This window comes from Geothrix limicola, assembly GCF_030268085.1.
In the GTDB taxonomy this organism is placed as follows: Bacteria; Acidobacteriota; Holophagae; order Holophagales; family Holophagaceae; genus Geothrix; species Geothrix limicola.
Window position 1 is genome coordinate 210,035 of record NZ_BSDE01000004.1, and the last position, 20,244, is coordinate 230,278.

A 20,244-nucleotide genomic window follows, 5' to 3' on the forward strand; every position below is an offset into this window, starting at 1 on the left:
TAGTCTGTGAAAGATTCCGGGGTAAATGGGGGGGGATTGGTCTGCGTGCTAGATTGGGCCATTCGCCGCCCCTCGGCGGGAGGAGTTCTTGTGGCCCATAGCTCCGCCCAGACTGCCATCGCCACCAGCCTGTCCCGCGAACAGCGGGTCCGGCTCTACCGGACGATCTACGCCGCGCGACGCATCGACGACAAAGAGATCACCGGCAAACGGCAGAACAAGGTCTTCTTCCAGATCAACGGCGTGGGCCACGAGGCGGTCCAGGCCGCGGCTTCCATGGTGTTCCGTCCCGGTCACGACTGGTTCTTCTTCTACTACCGCGACCGGGCCCTGGCCTACGGTCTGGGCTACACGGCCAAGGAGATGTTCTTGGGTTCCGTGGGCGCGGTGGCCGATCCCGCCAGCGGCGGCCGCCAGATGCCCAGCCACTGGGGGCACAAGAATCTCAACATCTTCACCACCTCCAGCCCCACGGGCAGCCAGTTCCTGCAGGCGGTGGGCGCCATGGAAGCCGTGGTTCGCGCCGAGCAGGGCGGCCTGCAGGAGCAGCTCGGCATCCGGTCCGACGAGGTGGGCCTGGTCACCACGGGGGACGGCACCTGCAGCCAGGGCGAGTTCTGGGAAGCCCTCAGCAATGCGGTGAACCTGAAGGCGCCCCTGGTATTCCTGGTAGAAGACAACGGTTATGCCATCAGCACGCCCAGCGAGGTGCAGTACCCGGGCGGCAACGTGGCGGCCCTGCTGCAAGGCTACGCCGGGCACGGCCTGCTGATCCTGGACGACGTGGATGGCTGTGATCCCATCGCCAGCTACGAGGCCCTGAAGACGGCCGCCGACCATGCCCGTGCCCGCAAGGGCCCGGCCCTGGTGCGCGCCAAGGTGATCCGCCCCTACAGCCATTCGCTCTCCGACGACGAGCAGCTTTACAAATCCAAGGCCCAGCGCGAGGCCGAGGCCCATCGGGATCCGGTGACGACCTACGCCCGGCACCTGGTGGAGAGCGGGGATCTGACGGAAGCCCAGCTCCAGATGCTGAAGGAAGAAGTGCAAGCCGAGATCGATGCGGCCTGGGACGAGGCGGACGCCGCGCCGCGCCCCGAGCCCGGCAGCTACTACCAGCACCTCTACAGCGAGGAGGTGGATCCAACATCGGCCGCCTTCGACACCGAGCAGGCCGCGGGCGACCAGGCCACGGGCACCAAGACCATGCTCGACCTCATCAACACGACCCTGAAGCAGGAGATGGCGCGGGATCCGCGCATCCTCGTCTTCGGCGAGGACGTGGCCGACGCCAGCCGCGCCGACATCCTCGACGAGGTGAAGGGCAAGGGCGGCGTCTTCAAGACCACCCACGGCCTGCAGAAACTGTTCGGCAACCATCGGGTGTTCAACACGCCCCTGGCCGAGGCCACCATCGTCGGCCGCGGCATCGGCCTGGCCGCCCGGGGCTTCAAGCCCGTGGTGGAGATCCAGTTCTTCGACTACATCTGGCCCGCCATGCAGCAGCTGCGCGACGAACTGGCCAACATCCGCTGGCGCTCCAACGGCGCCTTCAAGTCCCCCATGGTGGTGCGCGTGCCCATCGCGGGCTACCTCATGGGCGGCGCCACCTATCACAGCCAGTGCGGCGAAAGCACCTTCACGCACATCCCCGGCCTGCGCGTCGTCTGCCCCAGCAACGCGCTCGACGCCGCCGGCCTGCTGCGCACGGCCATCCGCTGCGACGACCCCGTGCTCTTCCTCGAACCCAAGCACCTCTACCGGCAGACCCACAACAAGGGCAATGATCCTGGCCCCGACTTCATGATCCCCTTCGGCAAGGCGCGCACCGTGCGGGAGGGCAAGGATCTTTCCGTCATCACCTACGGCTGCACGGTCCATCGCGCGGTGCAGGCGGCCCGCGAGGCCGAAAAGGAAGGCATCTCCGTCGAGATCATCGATCTGCGCTCGCTGAACCCCTACGACTGGGTGGCCATCGAGCGAACAGTCAAGAAGACGCACCGCGTGATCGTGGCCCACGAGGACACGCTCAGCTGGGGCTACGGCTCGGAAATCGCCGCGCGCATCGCCGACGAACTGTTCTTCCACCTGGACGCCCCCGTGCGCCGCGTGGCGGCCAAGGACACCTGGGTGGCCTACTACCCGGCGCTGGAAGACGAGATCCTGCCCCAGCCCAAGGATTTCCTTGAGGCCTACCGCAAAATCATGTCCGTCTGATGCTGTCCGGGGGTTCCGCGCTGCGCGCACACCCCCCGGGTCCCCCGCGCAGAGGCATGGCAGAGCCCTGCCTCTGCTTGTCTGCGGGGATCCCCGTGACACATACATGCTCTCCGGTGGGCCGATATTCCGGGGTACAGCCCCTTCCGCCGATAGGATGAACAGTCCTCCCGGAGGAGACATGCGGATCCTGCCCCTTGCTCTTGCCCTCTGCGCCACCTCGGCCTTCGCCCAGCTGGGCGCGCCGAACCCGGTGTCCAACGGGTTCCAGCGCACCTGGACCTTCGGCGCGCAGAGCTATGGCCCCACCCTCACGGGCCATTTCGAGGGCTCGCAGGACGGCAAGCCGATCTTCCTGGACCTCGACGGGGACCTGGGCCTGGGCAGGGACAAGACCACGCCGGGACTCTTCCTCGACTACCAGGGCCCCCGCTTCGCCTTCCAGGTGTCCAGCGGCTCGGCGGATTACAAGGGCGATCGCACCGTCACGCGCACGGTCACGCTGAACGGCACGAGTTACACGGCCGGCACCCGCGTCCTCTCCCACGTGAAGCTGGCGAGCGTGGATGGCGTGTGGACCATCAAGTTCGTGCGCGACACCGACACCTGGCTGGGCCTCGATCTGGGCGTCCAGGCCTGGACCCTGGACATGGATGCCTCCAGCGCCGACCCGGCCCTGCCCATGGCGGCCAGCACGCGGGTTACGGCCCCCATCCCTCAGATCGGCCTTTCGGGTGGATCCCGCGGCTTCAACGGCGCGGTCGAAAGCAAGGCCTACTTCCACTACCTGGGCTACAAGCAGGCCAAGTACACCCTGTTCGGCGTGGACCTGCGGGTCTTTCCCGTGAACTGGTTCGGACTCCGCGCCTTCTACGAGGGTGGCAGCTTCAAGGTGCCCAAGGGCTCCATCAAGGATGACCTTGATTTCCAGCTGGATCGGAAGGGTGTGGGGCTGGGGGCCGTGGTCCGGTTCTGAGCTGGGGTGATTCTCTCTAAATGCCTGATCGGGAAGATTGGTTGCAAAAAAAAAGGATGGACTTCCGCAATCCTGTCATCCTGTTCGCGTGACCCGCCAAGGGCGGACCTCACGAACATGCTATGACGGCCTTGTCTGGGGAAAGTCATCGCTACAACATCACCAGACATTCTGCAGGAAACAGTCATGGCTCAAGGCACCGTCAAGTGGTTCAACGCTGAGAAGGGCTTCGGTTTCATCACCCCCGACGAGGGCGGCGCTGATCTCTTCGTCCACCACACCGCCATCCAGGGCGGCGGCTTCCGCACGCTGGACGAGAACCAGCGCGTCAGCTTCGAAGTGGCTCAGGGCCAGAAGGGCCCCCAGGCTACCAACGTCCAGAAGCTCTAATTCGAACCGTTCCTAGGACAGGCGGCCCTTCGGGGCCGCTTGTTTCGTTTAAGGGACGCTAATCAGCGGTTCGAGACGGTCGTAATCCAGGCATCCCCCGGAGCGACCATGTCCCCCGTGAACCGGAGCCTCCTGAGGGCGGGGCTCGTCCTGCTCATGCTCTACCTGGCCGCTTCACTCTTTGCGGGCTGGTGCCTGCCCGGGCTGCTCCTGCACGCGCCTCAGCCCCGTCGCGTTCCCGGTGAGGTCGAGACCCGGCTCGCGGCCCTGTCCGCCGTGGGAGAGCGGTGGACGCTCCACGCCGTGCCCTCCGGAGCGGCCCGCTTGCAGGTCCACTGGCTCCACAGATCCGAGGGAAGGGGGGCGGCAATTCTCCTGCACGGGTTCGGGGATGATGCCCTGGGCTCGGCTCCGCGGCTTCAGGACCTTCCGGGCCTGGATGTCCTTTGTTTCACGTTCCGCGGGCGCGATCTGGACCCGTCCGTCCCGACGACGCTCGGCGGTCATGAGCGGGAGGATGTGGCCGCCGTGGTCCATTTCCTGGAGAGCGCGGGCTGGCCGAGGCAGCACCAGGTCCTGGTGGGATCAAGCCAGGGCGCGGGCGTGGCGCTGCTGGCCCTGGCCGATCTGGAACGCGAAGGCGGGCCCTTGGCCGGGGCCCTGCTGGAAAGCCCCTTCCGGGATCTGCGGGACGCGGCCCGCCACCACCTGCGTGGAACGCTGGGTCCCTTCGAGGTGCTGGCCCGGCCGGCGGAGCGCTTCGGAATCTGGCGGGCCGGCCGGATCGCGCGGTTTGATCCCGACACCGTTTCCCCGCTTCGCGCCAGCCGGGGGCTTCAGACCCCCGTGGCCCTGCTGGCGGGCGATGCGGACCAGGTCACGCCCTTGCCGGGAGTACAGGCCATCGCCCGGAACCTGCCGGACCTCACGGTCGTTCCCGGGGCCCAACATCTGGAAGTCGGAGCCCGGCTATCCGGCGGGTGGAGGGCCTGGGCCGACCCGCGCCTGCGGAGCTGGGGACTGTTGCCCTAGTGGTGGCCGTGCCCGTGGTCGTCCGCCACGGCGGGCTTGCCCATGAACTCGGGCTTGCGTCCCAGGAAGATCACCCACAGGCCGTAGAGGGCGAGCGTGCCCAGACCCACGATGAACAGGGCCGGGCGGGCGGCCGCCACGGCGGGGGCGCGGTAGCTCAGCAGGCCCGCGATGCCTCCGAAGAATCCGACCGTGATGAGCAGGATTCCCCAGCGGGCCGCGGCCACGGGGTTCTGGCCCACTTCCTCAGGCAGGGTGCCGAGGGGAGTCTTCACCTCCCCGGCGACATGGGTGCCCTGGAAGATCAGGACGAGGAAAAGGACGAAATAGAAGACCTGGAACATCATGGGCTGTCTCCGTGAAGGACCAGAATCGCATGGGGTATCCATGAATGCGATCACATGGGACAAAATTCCCGGCTTGACAGGTATCAAACGTTTGATTAATCATGGTTCATGAATTAATCATTCGATTGATTCACACCTGAGGACCCTCATGACCCCTCCGGCCCTGAACCAGGACACCCGAACCCGCCTGATCGAATCGGCCATCCAGCATTTCGCCGCCAAGGGCTTCGACGGGACGGGCATTCGCGAGATCGCCAAGAGCGCCAACGCCAACTCGGCGCTGGTGACCTACCACTTCTGCGGCAAGGAAGGCCTCTACCTGGAAGTCCTCAAGGCCATCTTTGCGCGCAAGGAGGTCTGCGCCGTGGCCGAGCTGGAAGGCATCCCGCCGGCCGGGGCGCCCGGGGCCCGCAAGGCCGCCCTCGAAGGGCTTCAGAACTACATCAAGGCCTTCGTGACCGAGCTGATGTCCTGCGACCGGTCCGATCCCCTGAACGAGGCGGCCATGGTGCTCATGGCCAGGGAGATGCAATCCCCCCGGGCCGCCTCGGCGGATCTGCTCATGGAGCACCTGCAGCCCTACGTGACCTACCTGATGAACTGCCTGCAGGTGCTGCGCCCGGATCTGGACGAGGACGACCTCTTCTCCATGGGCGTGAGCATCCAGGGCCTGATGATCCACTACCGGAACTCCCTGGGGATCATCCGCCTCATCCGGAAGAACCCCGACTATCCCGAAGACCTCACCAAAGTCATCCAGCACTTCATCGACTTCAGCCTGAGGGGACTTGGCGTTCCCGAGGCCTTTCCGCAGCCGAGGAACTGACCATGCTCCTGTTCGCCCCACCCGCCCTCCAGGCGCCAGCTCCGGCCCCCGTCCCGGCTGGCGCGCCCCTCAGGCTCGACCTCTCCGGCGCCCTGACCCGCGCCCGGAACGAGAACCCCATGCTCCGCGCGGCCAAGGCCCGCGTCGAAGAGCGCCGCGGCCTCATCACCAGCACCCGCGCCGACGCCCTGCCGCAGCTCTCGCTCATGGGCGATTTCACGCGCACCCGGGATGTCTCCATCCTCAACAGCGGGTTCGCCGACAGCGCCGCGTCCTTCGGCATTTCGCCCACCTCCCTCGTAGGCGCCCGCAGCTTCTACACCGGCCAGGCCAACCTCACCCAGCCGCTGTTCTACTGGGGCAAGCTGGGCACGGCCATCGACATCGCCAAGATGGGCGAGCAGGAGGCCGCCTTCGCCTACACGACCTCGGAACTGGACGTGCTGCATGGCGTCGCCAAGGCCTATCTGGGTGTGCTGAACGCCCAGGCGGAGCAGGAGGTCATCGAGTCCAGACGCAAGACCGCCGAGCAGTTCGTGCAGGACGTGAAGGCCAAGCTCGAGGCCCAGACGGCCACCGAGCTGGACCGCCTCCGGGCCGAGAGCGAACTGCTGGCGGTGATCCCCGATTCACTGCAGGCCGACGCCCAGGTGAAGCGGGCCATCGAGGTTCTCAACGGGCAGCTCGGCCTGGACCCCAAGACCCCCCTCGATTTGGCGGGAATGGGTGAGCTGTCCCTCGGCGCCAAGCCCGCCGGCGCCGAGCGCAGCGAACTCGCCCAGCTCAAGCAGCAGGAGGCGATGTACCGGGCCAACGAAAAGATCATCACCTCGGACCTGCGTCCCAAGTTCGATCTCAGCGCCAGCTACGGCTACCAGGCCGGCAAGACCGAAAACCTGTGGCGGGATCCCTACGACACCTGGAAGGTGAGCGTCACCATGAAGTTCCCGATCTTTGACGGGCTGCGCAGCTCGGGCAAGCGGGCCCAGAACACGGCCCAGCTCGAGCAGGTGAAGCAGGCCCGCATCGACCGGGAAAGGTCGGTGGCCATCGAGCAGAGCAGTGCCGACCGGGAACTGGAAAAGGCCATCGCCTTGAACGAAGCGGCCCGGAAGGCGCATGATGCTGCCCTCGAGGCGCTGCGCATGAGCCGCGAATCCTTCGATCAGGGCCTGATCACCTCGCTCGACCTCCTGCAGGCGGAGCGGGCCGAGCGCCAGGCCGAAAGCCAGCGCCGCCGCGCCGAACTGGGCCTCTGGTCCGCCCGCTTTGATCAGCGCCGCTCGATCGGCCTGCCCCCTCTTTGATGCTGACGAATTTCTCGGAGCCGACCATGAACCGCAAACCCCTTCTTCTCTACGTCGCCCTTCCCGTCGTCGTGATCGCCGGAGCGGCCACCTTCCACCGCGGCAAGCGCAATGACGAGTTGAACCACCAGGCCGCCGTGAAATCCGAAGGCAGCGTGGCCGTGACCCTGGTGCCCGTCCAGGAGCGCAGCTTCCATTCCGCCGTGGCCTTCACCGGCACCCTGCTGGCCGTGAACCGCGCCGAACTGAAGGCCGAAGTCACCGGCCGCGTGACCCGCGTGGCCGTGCAGGAAGGCGACACCGTCGCCGCCGGCGCGCTGCTCGGCGCCCAGGATGAGGACGACTACGTGCTGGGCGTGCAGGCCGCCGAGGCCCAGCTCGCCCAGGCCAAGGCCCAGGCCCTTCAGGCCCAGCGCGACAACGACCGTTCCGTGGCCCTGCTGGAGAAGCGCAGCATCACCCGCCAGGCGGCCCAGCAGGCCGAGACGGCCTATAACGCCACCAAGGCCGCGGCCCAGGCCGCCGACAGCAACTTCGGACTGGCCAAGCTGCGGCTCAAGAAGGCCCGCCTCGTCGCGCCCTTCGCGGGCCAGGTGGCGCGCCGCCTCGTGCAGCCCGGCGAAATGCTGAACCCCGGCCAGACCGCTTTTGAAGTGGTGGACAACCGCAAACTCGAGATCCGCGCCGACCTGCCCACGGAGGCCATGGCTCAGGTGAAGGTGGGCCAGCGCGCCACCTTCCGCGCCGTCGGTCTCGACCGCATGGTGGAAGGCCGCGTCGCCCAGGTGAGCCCCAGCCTTTCCCAGGACGGCCGCACCCTGCGCGTTCGCATCGAAGTCGCCAATCCCGACGGCCTGCTCAAGGGCGGGCTCTTCGTGGAGGGCGTCATCCTCGGTGAGGGCGAAGCCAAGAGCGCGGCCCTTCCGGCCACCCTGCTGAAGGCACAGGACCGGGACGCCGAACTCTACGTCGCCGAGCAGGACACCGCCCGCCGGAAGAAGGTGGTGCTCGGTCCCGAACAGGACGGCTTCCGTCCCGTGCAGGGCCTCGCGGTCGGCGCCCAGGTGGTCGACAGCGGCAAGGATCTGGTGAACGAAGGCAGTCGGTTGCGTGTCGTCAGCGGCGCTGCCGCACAGGGTGTAGTCGGCGCTTCAGCCAAGGGAGGGAAATAACCCATGTTCCTTTCCGACCTCTCCATCCGGCGGCCGGTCTTCACCGTCTGCATCATGCTCGCCCTGGTGGTGCTGGGCCTCTTCTCCGTGAAGAGCCTGGGCATCGACCAGTACCCCAACACGGACATCCCAACCGTTACCGTCTCCGTCGTCTACCCCGGCGCCAGCCCCGAATCCGTCAAGCAGGACGTCGTTCGCAAGATCGAGGAAGCGGTCAACCCCATCGAGAAGATCAAGGAAATCAGCTCCACCAGCCAGGAGGGCCTGGGCACGCTTGTGGTCCAGTTCCAGCTGGGGCGCAACGTCGATAACGCGCTCAACGATGTGCGCACCAAGATCGGCCAGATCCGCCGCGATCTGCCCAGCAACATCGAAGAGCCGGTCATCTCCAAGTTCGACCCGGCCCAGCTGCCCGTGCTCTCCCTCGTGGTGAAGCCCGACGCCAAGCACGCCGGCATGAATGATCGGGAACTCACGCGCATCGCCGAGGACTTCCTCAAGCGCCGCATCGAGAACATCAACGGTGTGGGCAAGGTGGATCCGGCCGGTGGCAGCACCCGCGAGATCCTCATCCAGATCGATCCCCAGAAGCTCGAATCCCAGGGCCTGGCCCTTGCGGCCGTGAAGAACGCCCTGGCCGGCGACACCATGGCCATCCCCAGCGGCAACTTGCTGCAGGGCAACCGCGAGGTGTCCGTGAAGGTGGACGCCAAGGCCAAGTCCGTGGGCGACTTCGAACACGTGATCGTGGGCAACAAGGAAGGCCGCCCCATCGAGCTTCAGGAAGTCGCGAAGATCGTGGACGGCATCAAGGAGAAGCGCAGCCTGGCCCGCCTCAACGGCAAGGACGTGGTGGCCCTGGAAATCCAGCGGCAGACCGGCGGCAACACCGTGGCCATGGTGACGGCGGTGGAGAAGGCGCTGGAGGAACTGAAACCCGAACTGCAGAAGCAGGGCGTGGAAGTGGTCACCGCCAAGGACAATGCCCGCTTCATCATCGACAACGTGGATGACGTGAACGTCTCCATCTACGTGGGTGGCCTGCTCACGGTGATCATCGTCTTCTTCTTCCTGAAGAGCTGGCGCTCCACCCTCATCACCAGCCTCACCCTACCCGTGTCCGTGATCTCGACGTTCATCGTCATGCGGGCCCTGGATTTCACCCTGAACGTGATGACGCTCATGGGCCTCAGCCTGGCCATCGGCATCCTCATCGACGACGCCATCGTCGTGCGCGAAAACATCACGCGGCACGCGGAAATGGGCAAGGACCACGTGACAGCTGCTCGAGAAGGCACAGCCGAGATCGGCCCCGCGGTCATCGCGACCACGTTGTCGATCCTCGCGGTGTTCGTACCCGTGGCCTTCATGGGCGGCATTGTCGGCAAGTTCTTCTTCCCCTTCGGCATCGTGGTGGCCTTTGCCGTCGCCGTGTCGCTGTTCGTGAGCTTCACGCTCGATCCCATGCTCAGCGCCGTGTGGCCCGATCCCGAGCACGAGAAGAGCAGCGATGGCCACGTGCACTACCGGGGCCGCAACCCCATCATGCGGGCCGTGGAAGCCTTCGGCCGCATGCTCGATCGCTGGGAGGGCCTCTACAAGCTGGCCATCGAGTGGTCGCTCAACCACCGCTGGACCGTGCTGGGCCTGGGTTTCGGCACCTGGGTGCTGGCCATGGGCCTGTCGGGCCTGCTCGGCAACAACTTCATGCCCGACTATGACCGCGGCGATCTGCAGGTGACCTTCAAGGCCGAGCCCGGCTCCAGCCTGGCGGCCACCCGCGAAAAGGCCCTGGCCCTGGAATCGACCATCAAGGCCGTTCCCGGCGTGGAGCACACCTACACGACCATCGGCACGGGCCTCAACGGCACTGTGGATTCCGGCGGCATCTACGTGAAGCTGAAAGAAGGCCGCCGTCCCAGCCATATCAACATCCGCCGTCAGATCCGCGAGGGCTTCCGCTCCGTGCCCGGCGTGGATGCGGCCGTGGGCCCCGTGAGTGACTGGGGCATGGCCTATCCGATCATGGTGGCCGTGCAGGCTCCGGAGCGTGACGCCGTCATCCAGGCGGTGCCCCTCGTGAAGGAGGCCCTGCGCAGCGTGCCCGGCGCCGTGGACGTGACCACCAGCCTCGACAGCGGCAAGCCCGAACTGAGGCTCGTCGTCGATCGCAAGGCCGCGTCGGATCTGGGCGTGAGCCCGGCCCTGGTGGCCCAGATGGTCCGCCCCCTCGTGGATGGCGAGAAGGTGGCCAAGTACGAGGACGAGAAGGGCGAGCAGCGCGACGTGCGCGTGCGTCTCGAGGACCAGCAGCGCCGCTTCACGACGCAGCTGGCCAACATGACCGTGCAGAGCACCAAGGATCTGGGCGGCGGCAAGCATCCGCTGGTCCGTCTGAACCAGGTGGTGCGTTTCGAGGAGGGCATCGCGCCCGCCAAGCTGCAGCGCCACGACCTGATGGACGAGGTGGAAGTCGACGCCAACTTCGATGGCTCCACCCTGGGCGAAGTCAGCGCCCTGGCCGCCAAGAAGGTGGAGGACCTGAAGCGCAGCGGCAAGCTGCCGGAAGGCGTGCGTGTCGAATTCCTCGGCCAGACCCGCGATCAGAAGGAGACCGCAGGCTACATGGGCACCTCGCTCCTGCTGGCGGTGTTCTTCATCTACTTCGTGCTGGCCAGCCAGTTCGAAAGCTTCAAGCTGCCCGTCGCCATCATGGCCAGCCTGCCGCTTTCCATGGTGGGCATGGTGCTCATGCTCCTCGTCACCGGCGACTCCATGTCCATGATGACGAGCATCGGCATGATCCTGCTCATGGGCCTGGTGACGAAGAACGCCATCCTGCTGGTGGACCACGCCCTGCACCTGGAACGCGAAGAAGGGATATCGAGGCGCCAGGCCATCATCCGCGCGGGCACCGTGCGGCTGCGGCCCATCCTCATGACCAGCTTCGCCATGGTCGGCGGCATGTTGCCCCTTTTCCTCGCGCTGGGCGCGGGCGCGGAAATGCGCGCGCCCATGGCCCGGGCCGTCGTGGGCGGCATCATCACCTCCACCCTGCTGACGCTGATCGTCGTGCCGGTCTTCTTCGAGTTCGTCGAGGAACTGAGCCTGGCCAAGGCTTGGGCCTGGATTCGCCTGCGCCTCGGCATGGCGCAGCCCGAGCCCCAGGTCATGCGCCCGCAGGTGGAGGCCCCCGATGCCTGAGGCGCCCTTCTACACCACCGTGGAATCGCGCCGCACCATCCGCGACTTCCTTCCAGATGCCGTCCCCCAGGAGGTGCTGGACCGCTGCCTTGACGCGGCCCGGCTTGCGCCCAGCTCCAGCAACCTCCAGCCCTGGCAGTTCATCGTGATCCGCGATCCGAAGGTCCGGCAGGCGGCCAACGCCGCCTGTCTGGACCAGATGCCCGCGAAGACCGCGCCCCTGCTGATCGCCCTCGTCACGCGCCGGGACACCTGGCGCCGCAACCGCGACGAGATCATCCGGATCTTCGAATCCCGCGGCCCCCTGCGCCCGAGCCAGGCCTCCTACTACCGGAAGATCATTCCGGTGGTCTACACCACGGGGCCCTTCGGGCTGCTGGGGCCGCTGAAGCGCGCCTTCAGCCGCGTCACCTCCCTCTTTAAGCCGATGCCGAACCTGATGTCCCGGGGCGATGTCCGCATCATGGCCCACAAGAGCACGGCCCTCGCCGCCGCGACCTTCATGCTCGCCATGCGGGCCGAGGGTTACGACACCTGCCCCATGGAAGGCTTCGATCCCTGGCGGGCCAAGGCCCTGCTGGATCTTCCGCGGGGCGCCGAGGTGAACATGTTCCTCGCCGTGGGCAAGCGCAGCGAGGCGGGCCTGTGGTGGGACCGCGTGCTCATGCCGCGGGACTGGGCCGTCCGGGAGATCTGAGGCCTTCGCGTCAACGGCGGCACCTGAGGGGGCCCGGACAGTTCCGCTGTCCGGGCCCCATCCTTTCGGGATCCGCGACCTTTCTGAAAGACACCTGCGCGGGCCTCGGGCAATCTGGAAGGATCTATGACTGATACGGGCCACGATCTCAGGGATCTCCTCCGGCCGAGCGAGGGGACAGCCACCGCGGCCGAGGCCAGCTTCGATCTCGGTGCCCCGGGCTCCCGCCTGCGGTGGATGTCGCCCGCCGCGCTGGCCCTCGTGCTCGCCAAGTGGATCACGCGCGGCGGACGGGCCCAATCCCTGTGGGTGGATGCCCCCAGCGAGGCCGAGGCGCGCACCCTGGCCCAGGATCTGCAAGTCCTCCTCCCCGGATCGGGAGTGGCGTATTTCCCGGGCTTCACGCCCTATGTCGGCGGTGAGAGCAGCCCCCCGGCCATGGTGCTGCGCGAGCGGCTCTCGGCCCTGGTGGGCCTGCTGGAGCGCCGCGTCCAGGTGCTGGTCACCGGGCCGCTGACGGCCTGCGAAAAGCTGCCCCATCCCACCTGGTTCCAGAAGCAGAAACTCGAACTCACCAAGGGGGCCGAAGTGCCCCGCGAGCTGCTGCTGGAGACCCTCGTGGCCCTGGGTTATCGCCGCACGGAAATGGCCTCGGCACCCGGCGAATTCAGCTCCCGCGGCATGGTCGTCGACCTCTGGCCCGACCACCTGGATCAGCCCCTGCGATTGGAGACCTTCGGCGACGAGCTGGAGCGCCTGAGTCCCTTCGACCCCGACACCCAGCGCCGCACGGGCGATTCCCTCGAGGCCCTCACCCTATACCCGCGCTTCGAAGGCGAGCGGGGCACCGGCGAGGCGCTGATGGCCGCCGTGCAGGCGCGCGCGGACCGCACCCAGGAACCCGAGGACGACCTGGCCTTCCGTCGCGCGCGACTCGCCACCCACGGCCACTTTCCGGGCGAGGAGCTGTTCCATCCCCTGCTGAGCCAGCCCAAGGGGCAGCTTGTCCACTGGGTGCCGCCCTGCCTGCGCGTGCGCCTGGACAGCGCCTGGGAGGATGCGCTGCGTGACGCCGAGCGCGCGCGCATCGAGGAGGGCTTGGCCATGCTGCGCCGCGGCGGCGTCGTCTGCCCCGACTTCGAGGACCGCTTCCTGCCCGGCGATCCCAGCCGTCCCACCCTGCTGCTCACCGAGTGGCAGAGCGAGGCCACCGTGCCTCTCGCCGCCCAGCCGGTGCGCGAGTTCCAGGGCCGCCTCTCGGAGCTGGCCGAGCACCTGCAGGACCTCGCACTCACGGGGCACCGCGTGTACCTGGCGGGCTCCACGCCGGGCATGCGGGACCGCTTCCACGAGATCCTGCGCGAGCACGAACTGCCCCAGGCCCACGGCACCGAAGCCGGATGCCACGCCATCCACCTGCCCCTGAGCGCGGGCTTCCTGCTGAAGGAGCCGGGCCTCGTGCTCTTCACCGAGCGCGAAGTCTTCGGCCGCAAGGCCATCCAGGCGGCGCCCAAGAAATCCCGCAGCTCGGCCTTCCTGTCGGACCTGCGCGACCTCAAGCCCGGCGACCGCGTGGTCCACATGGATCACGGCATCGGCGAGTTCCTCGGCTTCTCCACCCTCACGGCGGGCGGCGAGGAACAGGAGGTGCTGCAGCTGCGCTATGCCGACGGCGGCCAGCTCAACGTCAGCCTCGAGCGGGCCGATCTCGTCCAGCGCTACACGGGCGCAGAAGGCCACCTGCCGCCCCTGGACAAGCTGGGCGGCGCCTCCTGGGCCAAGGTCAAGCGCAAGGCCAAGAAGGCCATCCGCGACATGGCCGACGAGCTGCTCAAGCTTTACGCCCAGCGCAAGCTGGAGAAGGGCCACGCCTATCCATCGGACGGCCCGGACATGGCGGCCTTCGACGCCAGCTTCCCCTTCACGCCCACGCCGGATCAGATCGAGGCCATCGAGGCCGTGAAGGCCGATCTCGAATCGCCGCGCCCCATGGACCGCCTGCTGGTGGGTGACGTGGGCTTCGGCAAGACGGAAGTGGCCATGCGCGCCGCGGCCAAGGTGGCGCTGGAAGGTCGGCAGGTGGCCGTGCTCTGCCCGACCACCATCCTCTGCTTCCAGCATTTCCGGACCTTCCGCGAGCGCTTCGCCGGCTTTCCCGTGCGCATCGAGATGCTCAACCGCTTCGTGGACGCCGCAGACCAGAAGCGCATCCTGCAGGAGCTCGCCGACGGCAAGATCGAGATCGTCGTCGGCACGCACCAGATGCTCGGCGCCCGGGTGAAGTTCGCGGACCTGGGCCTGGTGGTCATCGACGAGGAGCAGCGCTTCGGCGTGGGCCACAAGGAGAAGCTGAAAAAACTGCGCCTCAACGTGGATCAGCTGGCGCTTTCGGCCACGCCCATCCCGCGCACGCTGCACATGAGCCTCACGGGCCTGCGCGAGATCAGCCTGATTGAGACGCCACCGAAGGACAGGCTCGCCATCGAGACCGTGGTGGCGCCCTGGAGCGACGAGCTGGTGCAGACGGCCATCCAGTTCGAGATGCGCCGCGGCGGCCAGGTCTACCTCGTGCATAACCGCGTGGAATCCATCGTCAGCATCGCCGCGCGGGTGCGCGAGCTGGTGCCCGACGCTCGCGTGGCCGTGGGCCATGGCCAGATGACGGACGAGGCCCTGGAGCAGGCGATGCTTGGCTTCATGGAGGGGCGCATTGACGTGCTGGTGGCGACAACCATTGTCGAAAACGGTCTCGACGTGCCCAACGCCAATACGCTCATCGTGCACCGCGCCGACGCCTTCGGGCTCAGCCAGCTCTACCAGCTGCGGGGCCGCGTGGGGCGCAGCGACGTGCCCGCCTACGCCTACCTGCTGATCCCGCCCAAGCACGAGGTCAGCGAGGATGCCCGCAAGCGCCTTCAGGCCCTGGAGGACTTCTCGGAACTGGGCTCGGGTTTCCGCATCGCGGCCATGGACCTGGAGCTGCGCGGCGCGGGCAACCTGCTGGGCGGCGAGCAGTCGGGACATATCCACGACATCGGCTTCGAGCTCTACGTGAAGCTGCTGGAGGAAACGCTCCAGGAGCTTCAGGGCCAGCCCAGCGGCACCTTCGAGGTGAAGCTGGACGGCCTGGCGCCCGGCGCCCAGCTGAGCCGCCGCTGGATCGACCAGGCCAGCGAGCGCCTCGTGGCCTACAAGCGCATCTCGCGCCTGCGCGATGAGCGGGAGCTGGAACTCTACAAGCTGGACCTGGAGGACCGCTTCGGCCACGTGCCGGATGACGATGCCGACACGATCCGCTTCTTCGAACTGCTCAAGGTCAAGCTGCGGGCACAGCATCTGGCGGTATCGGAAGTGGCCGTGGAAAAGGGCCAGCTCAAGTTCCGCCTGAGCCCCCAGACGCCGCTGGATCCTGCCAAGCTCATGGCCTGGGTGGGCCAGAAGAAGGGCGCCCAGTTCAGTCCCGATGGCGCCCTGCGCCTGCCCCTGCTGGGCACCCAGGACGGGCCCATGCTGCAGGCCCAGCGCGTGCTCGCGGAGTGGGCGGGACTTTAGCTCAGACCATCTCCCTGCCGGGGATTCAGCCGTTCAGGGGGACCGGCCGAAAGGCTGGCATGGCCCGGGAAGATCCGGGCCCCTGGGACCGGCGCATGGAAAACGAGAAGATCGGCAATACCCAGAGCCCACGCGCTCTCATTCTGCTGACGGGGGCGGGCCTCATGGGCGGCCTGGTCCTCGCGACCTTCATCGCGGTTTACGGCATCAACCAGGGGGTGGATTCCGCCACGCTGCCGGTGGCGGGACGCACCCTGAACCAGTTCATGGCGGTGGTGCTCACCTGCATCGCCCTCATCGTGCCGCTGACGGCCAACCTCTACACGCCCAAGCTCGTCACGCTCTACGTCAAGCATCCCCTGATCGTCGTGATGCTCTCCCTGCTGCTGGCCAGCCACATCATCTGCCTGGCGCTGAATTTCACGCCCGCGGGCAGCCTGCTCAACCGCCTGCTCGTGGATGCGCTGGCCCTCATCTACCTCGTGGTGATCACCGGGGCCTTGCCCTTTCTCTACGCCATCAGCCGTTTCCTCCGCCCCAGCTACTTCGTTCCGATGCTGACGCGGAAGGCCCTGCGCAGCCTTCGTGTGCTGGGCCAGACCAAGCGCGTGGAGGCCCACAAGGACAACCTCTTCGAGATCATCGACGTGGTGACGAACATGGCGCTCACGGGCATGGCCCGCGGAGACCGGCAGCTGGTCCTGAGATCCATGGGCTCCCTCCACACGCTGCTGGCGGGCATCATCGCCAGCGGCCCCGGGGAGGGCCTGGGCTGGCGGAGCTCGCGACCTTGGTTTGTGCCGGGCCTGGCGAAGGAGGGGCAGGGTTACCTCATCCGCGAGCAGGTCTGGCCCGAAGCCTACGTGCTCGCGCAGACGCTCAAGATCACCGAGGTGGCCACCAAGCGCCAGCACGAGCTGCTGTCCGAACTGGCCAGCCAACTGGTGGACACGGCGCGGCTGGCCAGCGAGGCCGGCACGGAGGCGGTGATCGAGCTGCACGTGATGACCTTCAACATGTTGCTGCGCGAGGCGGTGGAACAGCACGACCTGCGCCGCTTCCAGAACCTCTCCTACTACTACCGCCTGCTCATCGAGGTGTTCCATCCGACCCCGGCCCGCATGCACGAGGCCGCGCGGCACCTGCTCCACTACGCGCGCATGGCCACGCGGGAAGGCCTGGGTTTCGCGTACGAGACCGTGGTCTACGACCTGGGCGAGCTGGTGCTCAGCCTGGGCCGCCAGGGCGAAGAGCGGGCCGTAGAGCTCATCCAGGCCTGGGCCGGACCGATCTGGCAGGACGCGATCACCCACGACACGGGCCTGAAGAAGGTGGGCTGGCGGGCCCTCCTGCGCACCCACTGGGAGGCCCGCACCCTGGGCCTGAAGGAGGTCGCCGACGCCATCTACTGGCGCTTCCTGACGGACGAAGCCATCCACCGGGAGCAGCTGGAGCTGCTCATCGAGGAGAACCGCGAGCTGCACTATGAATTCAACGATCGCCTGATGCGCTTTGCCTATCTCACGCCGCCTGCGGAAGCGGAGGCCCAGGCTTTCCTGGAACAGTGGTAGCGGGCCCCGGGCCGTTCGCCGGTGAAGATCCGCCGTTCGCCGATCCTCCTGTTTGGGCGGTGCCGAAAGGGCTAGCTTGGAACCGTCCCCAGGAGTTCCCATGCTGCCCTTTCTGATCTCGGAAACCGCCTGGCTCGTCCGCGTGATCCAGGCCGTGGGCTTGTTCGTGGTGATCACCGCCTTCGCGCCGGCCCTGCGCGCCGAAGAACGGCACGGCCAGGAACCTCGTATTGCCGCCCTGCACGGTTTCGAATCCGCCGAAGTCCGCCAGCAGGGCTTCACCCTGCCGAAGGCCGCGAAGGTCCACGTCTACGCCCGGGGCGGAGGCATGCGCTCCTTCATCCACGGCCGTGGCGACCAGCCCCTCTTCGCCTATGGCTGGATCCTCAACGCCACCACGCGGGAGGTGGTCTGGCAGATGGACGGATCGAACACCAAGCGCGACTGGGACTACTGGGTGGCGGACCGCTACCTGGACCTGCCCGCGGGCAGCTACGAAGCTTACTTCGCCAACCACGGCTTCGGGCAGAGCCTTCTTTTCGCCCAGTGGACCCGCAACATCGACCGCCGCTCCATCCACACAGAGCACCAGGAGCGTCCCCACGGCTTCCTGGCGGCCTTCGGCGCCGATGAATCCAGCCTGCTGCGCCACTGGCGCGAACAGGTGGGGAACTACGGCATGGAGGTCTACCTCGCCGCGGGCCAGGGGGCCGAGGTGGCCAGCTTCGAGGCGCCCCTGCGCTGGAAGAACATCGTCGTCTCGCTGCCCGCCGCCACTGACGACGGCCACTGGACCCAGGCCTTCCACGTGCGCAAGCCCATCACACTGCATGTCTACGCCGAAGGCGAGGGCAGCGGTCGGAACCTGGCCGACTACGGCTGGATCGTGGACGCCCGCACCCGGGCCCGGGTGTGGGAGATGAGCATGGACAAGTCCCAGTACGCCGGCGGGGCGCAGAAGAACCGCCGCCAGGTGGAAACGATCCAGCTGCCCGCGGGTGATTACGAGGCCAGCTACGTCACGGATGATTCCCATTCCCCGGCGGACTGGAACGCGGCCCCGCCCTGCGACCCCGCCTTCTATGGCCTGACCCTGTCCGTGCCCGCGGACGCGGAGGCTTCGGCGGTCTCCCTGACGGATCCGCTCCATTGGACCGTGGTGGCCGAGCTGGTGCGCGTGGGCGACGACCAGGACCGCCGCACCACCTTCAGCCTCACGGGGCCTCAGTCCCTGCGCGTCTACGCCATCGGCGAAGGGCACCGGGAAGAGATGATCGACGAGGCCTGGATCGAGGATGCATCAGGGACCCGCGTCTGGACCATGGTGCGCAACCACACGAGCCATGCAGGCGGCGCGACCAAGAACCGCCTGGCCGACGAGCTGATTCAATTGCCCAAGGGGACCTACACCCTGCGTTTCAAGACCGATGACAGCCACGCCTACGGCGACTGGAACGACGACGCACCCTGGGATCCCGAGCATTACGGCGTGACCGTCTACGCCCTGAAGTAGGATCCGGTTCTATCCGGAATCCTTCGTGGCTTCCGGGTAGAACCCCGCCGCGCACTGGGGGCAGATTCCGTGGGTGAAGCGGGCCGGGGAATGCTCCTGGATGTAGCTTTCCACCTGGGTCCAGTAGCCCGCGTCGTCGCGGATGCGCTTGCACCAGGAGCAGATGGGGACGAGGCCGCTGAGGGTTTGCACGTCCGCCAGGGCTGCCCGAAGCTCCTTGATGAGGCGTTCGCGTTCGGCCGCCGCCTGCACGCGGGCCGTGATGTCGTGGGCGATGACGGAGATGCCGGACATGCTGCCATCGCCGTGGATGATGGGAGAGGCCGTGAGGGCGACGTGGATGAGGGTCCCGTCCTTCCGCTTGCGGAGGGTCTCGTAGTTGCGCAGCCGCTGACCTTCCCTGAGGGTGCGCAGGAGGTCTCGGGTTAGAGGAAGCAGCTCCTCGGGAACGATCAGGGGGGGCGGCTTTCCGATGGCTTCGGCGGCGGAGTACCCGTACAGGGTGGTGGCGCCTTCGTTCCAATCGGTGATGATGCCGTCCATGTTCGAAGCGTAGATCGCATCCTCCGAGGAATCCACGAGGGCCGCGAGGCGTTCGCTGCGGGCTTCAAGCTGCTTTTTTTCAGATAAGTCGAAGAAGAGCAGCACTGTCCGCTCCTGTCCATCCAGATTCTTGAAGATCGTGGACGAAACATCGGCGGGGAAGCGGCTGCCATCCGCCCGCTTCAAGGTCATTTCGCCCCGGGCGTGTCCCTCTCGTCGGCGGGTCTCGAGGAATTCGTGTGTCCGGGGGTCCGAAGTATCCACCAAGCCTTCGCGGCCCGCGGCACAGATGTCGGCTTCGGTGCACCCGCTGATGCGGCAAGCGGCGGGGTTGGCGGCGAAGATGCGGCCATCCGGCGAGGTGAGCAGGATGGCTTCGGAGCTGTGATCGAAGATGGCCCGGAACCGGGAGGTCTGTTCGCGCAGGGCCGCTTCGCCCTGGCAACGCGCCGTGGTGTCCCGCCAGGTGATGGCCAGCCCGTCGCCCACTTTCACCGCCCGCAGGTCGAGGGCCCGGAACACCCGTTTGCCTGTACCGGGAGGATCCGCTGGGAAATAGACCTCCTGGGACAGGGGCGTTCCCGTGGACACCACCTGCCGGAAGGCCTCGAACAACTCGCCCAGGTCGAGGCGGAGCAGTTCCAGCAGGCGATGGCCCTGGATGTCCTCCCGCTGGCGGTGGTTGAGGCGGCACCCGGCTTCATTGATGTAGTCGAAGCGGAAATCCTCGATCTCGCCACTGGCCGAGCGGAGGGCGGAGAGGAGGACGAACCCGTCCGGCAGGGTTTCGAGGCAGGTGCGGTAGATCTCCCCTGGCCCCACGCCCTCGCGCGCCAGATCCAGCCTCTCCCACGGAGAACTCAGATCCTGTTGTGTCGAATCTTGGGCCATGTGGGG

At 67.1% G+C, this 20,244-nt stretch carries 14 protein-coding genes; 12 read left to right on the plus strand and 2 right to left on the minus strand.

Going from position 1 to position 20,244, the window contains the following annotated elements:
- The first annotated feature begins 90 nt into the window (after positions 1 to 90).
- The 4 genes from QSJ34_RS12085 (at position 91) to QSJ34_RS12100 (ending at position 4,615) form a co-directional block, all read left to right on the plus strand.
- Positions 91 to 2,217 carry an alpha-ketoacid dehydrogenase subunit alpha/beta gene (locus QSJ34_RS12085; RefSeq protein ID WP_285575522.1) on the plus strand — a complete coding sequence of 709 codons (2,127 nt, stop codon included), beginning with the start codon at positions 91 to 93 and terminating at the stop codon, positions 2,215 to 2,217.
- Positions 2,218 to 2,398: 181 nt separating this feature from the next.
- Positions 2,399 to 3,193: a porin family protein gene (locus tag QSJ34_RS12090; protein ID WP_285575524.1), complete on the plus strand. Its 795-nt coding sequence runs from the start codon at positions 2,399 to 2,401 to the stop codon at positions 3,191 to 3,193.
- Between the two features lie 186 nt (positions 3,194 to 3,379).
- A complete protein-coding gene (locus tag QSJ34_RS12095) occupies positions 3,380 to 3,583 on the plus strand; it encodes a cold-shock protein (protein WP_243287678.1) in 204 nt (67 codons plus the stop codon).
- 108 nt (positions 3,584 to 3,691) lie between these two features.
- On the plus strand, positions 3,692 to 4,615 hold the full coding sequence (locus tag QSJ34_RS12100) for an alpha/beta hydrolase (RefSeq protein WP_285575526.1): 924 nt from the start codon (positions 3,692 to 3,694) through the stop codon (positions 4,613 to 4,615).
- On the opposite strand, the gene QSJ34_RS12105 is transcribed toward QSJ34_RS12100, so the two are convergent.
- Positions 4,612 to 4,962, minus strand: a complete 351-nt coding sequence (locus QSJ34_RS12105; RefSeq protein ID WP_285575528.1) for a hypothetical protein — start codon at positions 4,960 to 4,962, stop codon at positions 4,612 to 4,614. The two genes, QSJ34_RS12100 and QSJ34_RS12105, sit on opposite strands and share 4 nt — an antisense overlap.
- A gap of 148 nt (positions 4,963 to 5,110) precedes the next feature.
- On the opposite strand from QSJ34_RS12105, the gene QSJ34_RS12110 reads away from it, so the two are divergent.
- From QSJ34_RS12110 to QSJ34_RS12145, 8 genes are all read left to right on the plus strand, one after another.
- Positions 5,111 to 5,788 carry a TetR/AcrR family transcriptional regulator gene (locus tag QSJ34_RS12110; RefSeq protein ID WP_285575530.1) on the plus strand — a complete coding sequence of 226 codons (678 nt, stop codon included), beginning with the start codon at positions 5,111 to 5,113 and terminating at the stop codon, positions 5,786 to 5,788.
- 2 nt (positions 5,789 to 5,790) lie between these two features.
- Positions 5,791 to 7,095, plus strand: coding sequence for a TolC family protein (locus tag QSJ34_RS12115; RefSeq protein WP_285575532.1), 1,305 nt, complete (start codon positions 5,791 to 5,793; stop codon positions 7,093 to 7,095).
- 26 nt (positions 7,096 to 7,121) lie between these two features.
- The gene (locus QSJ34_RS12120) at positions 7,122 to 8,267 is read left to right on the plus strand and encodes an efflux RND transporter periplasmic adaptor subunit (RefSeq protein ID WP_285575534.1); all 1,146 of its coding nucleotides are present in this window, start codon (positions 7,122 to 7,124) and stop codon (positions 8,265 to 8,267) included.
- 3 nt (positions 8,268 to 8,270) lie between these two features.
- Positions 8,271 to 11,471 (plus strand): efflux RND transporter permease subunit, encoded by a 3,201-nt coding sequence (locus tag QSJ34_RS12125; RefSeq protein ID WP_285575537.1) that lies wholly within the window; start codon positions 8,271 to 8,273, stop codon positions 11,469 to 11,471.
- Positions 11,464 to 12,168, plus strand: a complete 705-nt coding sequence (locus QSJ34_RS12130) for a nitroreductase family protein (protein ID WP_285575541.1) — start codon at positions 11,464 to 11,466, stop codon at positions 12,166 to 12,168. Before QSJ34_RS12125 ends, QSJ34_RS12130 begins: the two co-directional genes overlap by 8 nt.
- Before the next feature lie 126 nt (positions 12,169 to 12,294).
- Positions 12,295 to 15,720 (plus strand): transcription-repair coupling factor, encoded by a 3,426-nt coding sequence (mfd, locus tag QSJ34_RS12135; RefSeq protein WP_285575543.1) that lies wholly within the window; start codon positions 12,295 to 12,297, stop codon positions 15,718 to 15,720.
- A gap of 59 nt (positions 15,721 to 15,779) precedes the next feature.
- Positions 15,780 to 17,291, plus strand: a complete 1,512-nt coding sequence (locus tag QSJ34_RS12140; protein ID WP_285575545.1) for a hypothetical protein — start codon at positions 15,780 to 15,782, stop codon at positions 17,289 to 17,291.
- A 100-nt stretch (positions 17,292 to 17,391) separates the two neighbouring features.
- The gene (locus QSJ34_RS12145; protein WP_285575548.1) at positions 17,392 to 18,804 is read left to right on the plus strand and encodes a hypothetical protein; all 1,413 of its coding nucleotides are present in this window, start codon (positions 17,392 to 17,394) and stop codon (positions 18,802 to 18,804) included.
- 9 nt (positions 18,805 to 18,813) lie between these two features.
- On the opposite strand, the gene QSJ34_RS12150 is transcribed toward QSJ34_RS12145, so the two are convergent.
- Positions 18,814 to 20,238 (minus strand): PAS domain-containing protein, encoded by a 1,425-nt coding sequence (locus QSJ34_RS12150; protein ID WP_285575551.1) that lies wholly within the window; start codon positions 20,236 to 20,238, stop codon positions 18,814 to 18,816.
- Positions 20,239 to 20,244: the final 6 nt, after the last annotated feature.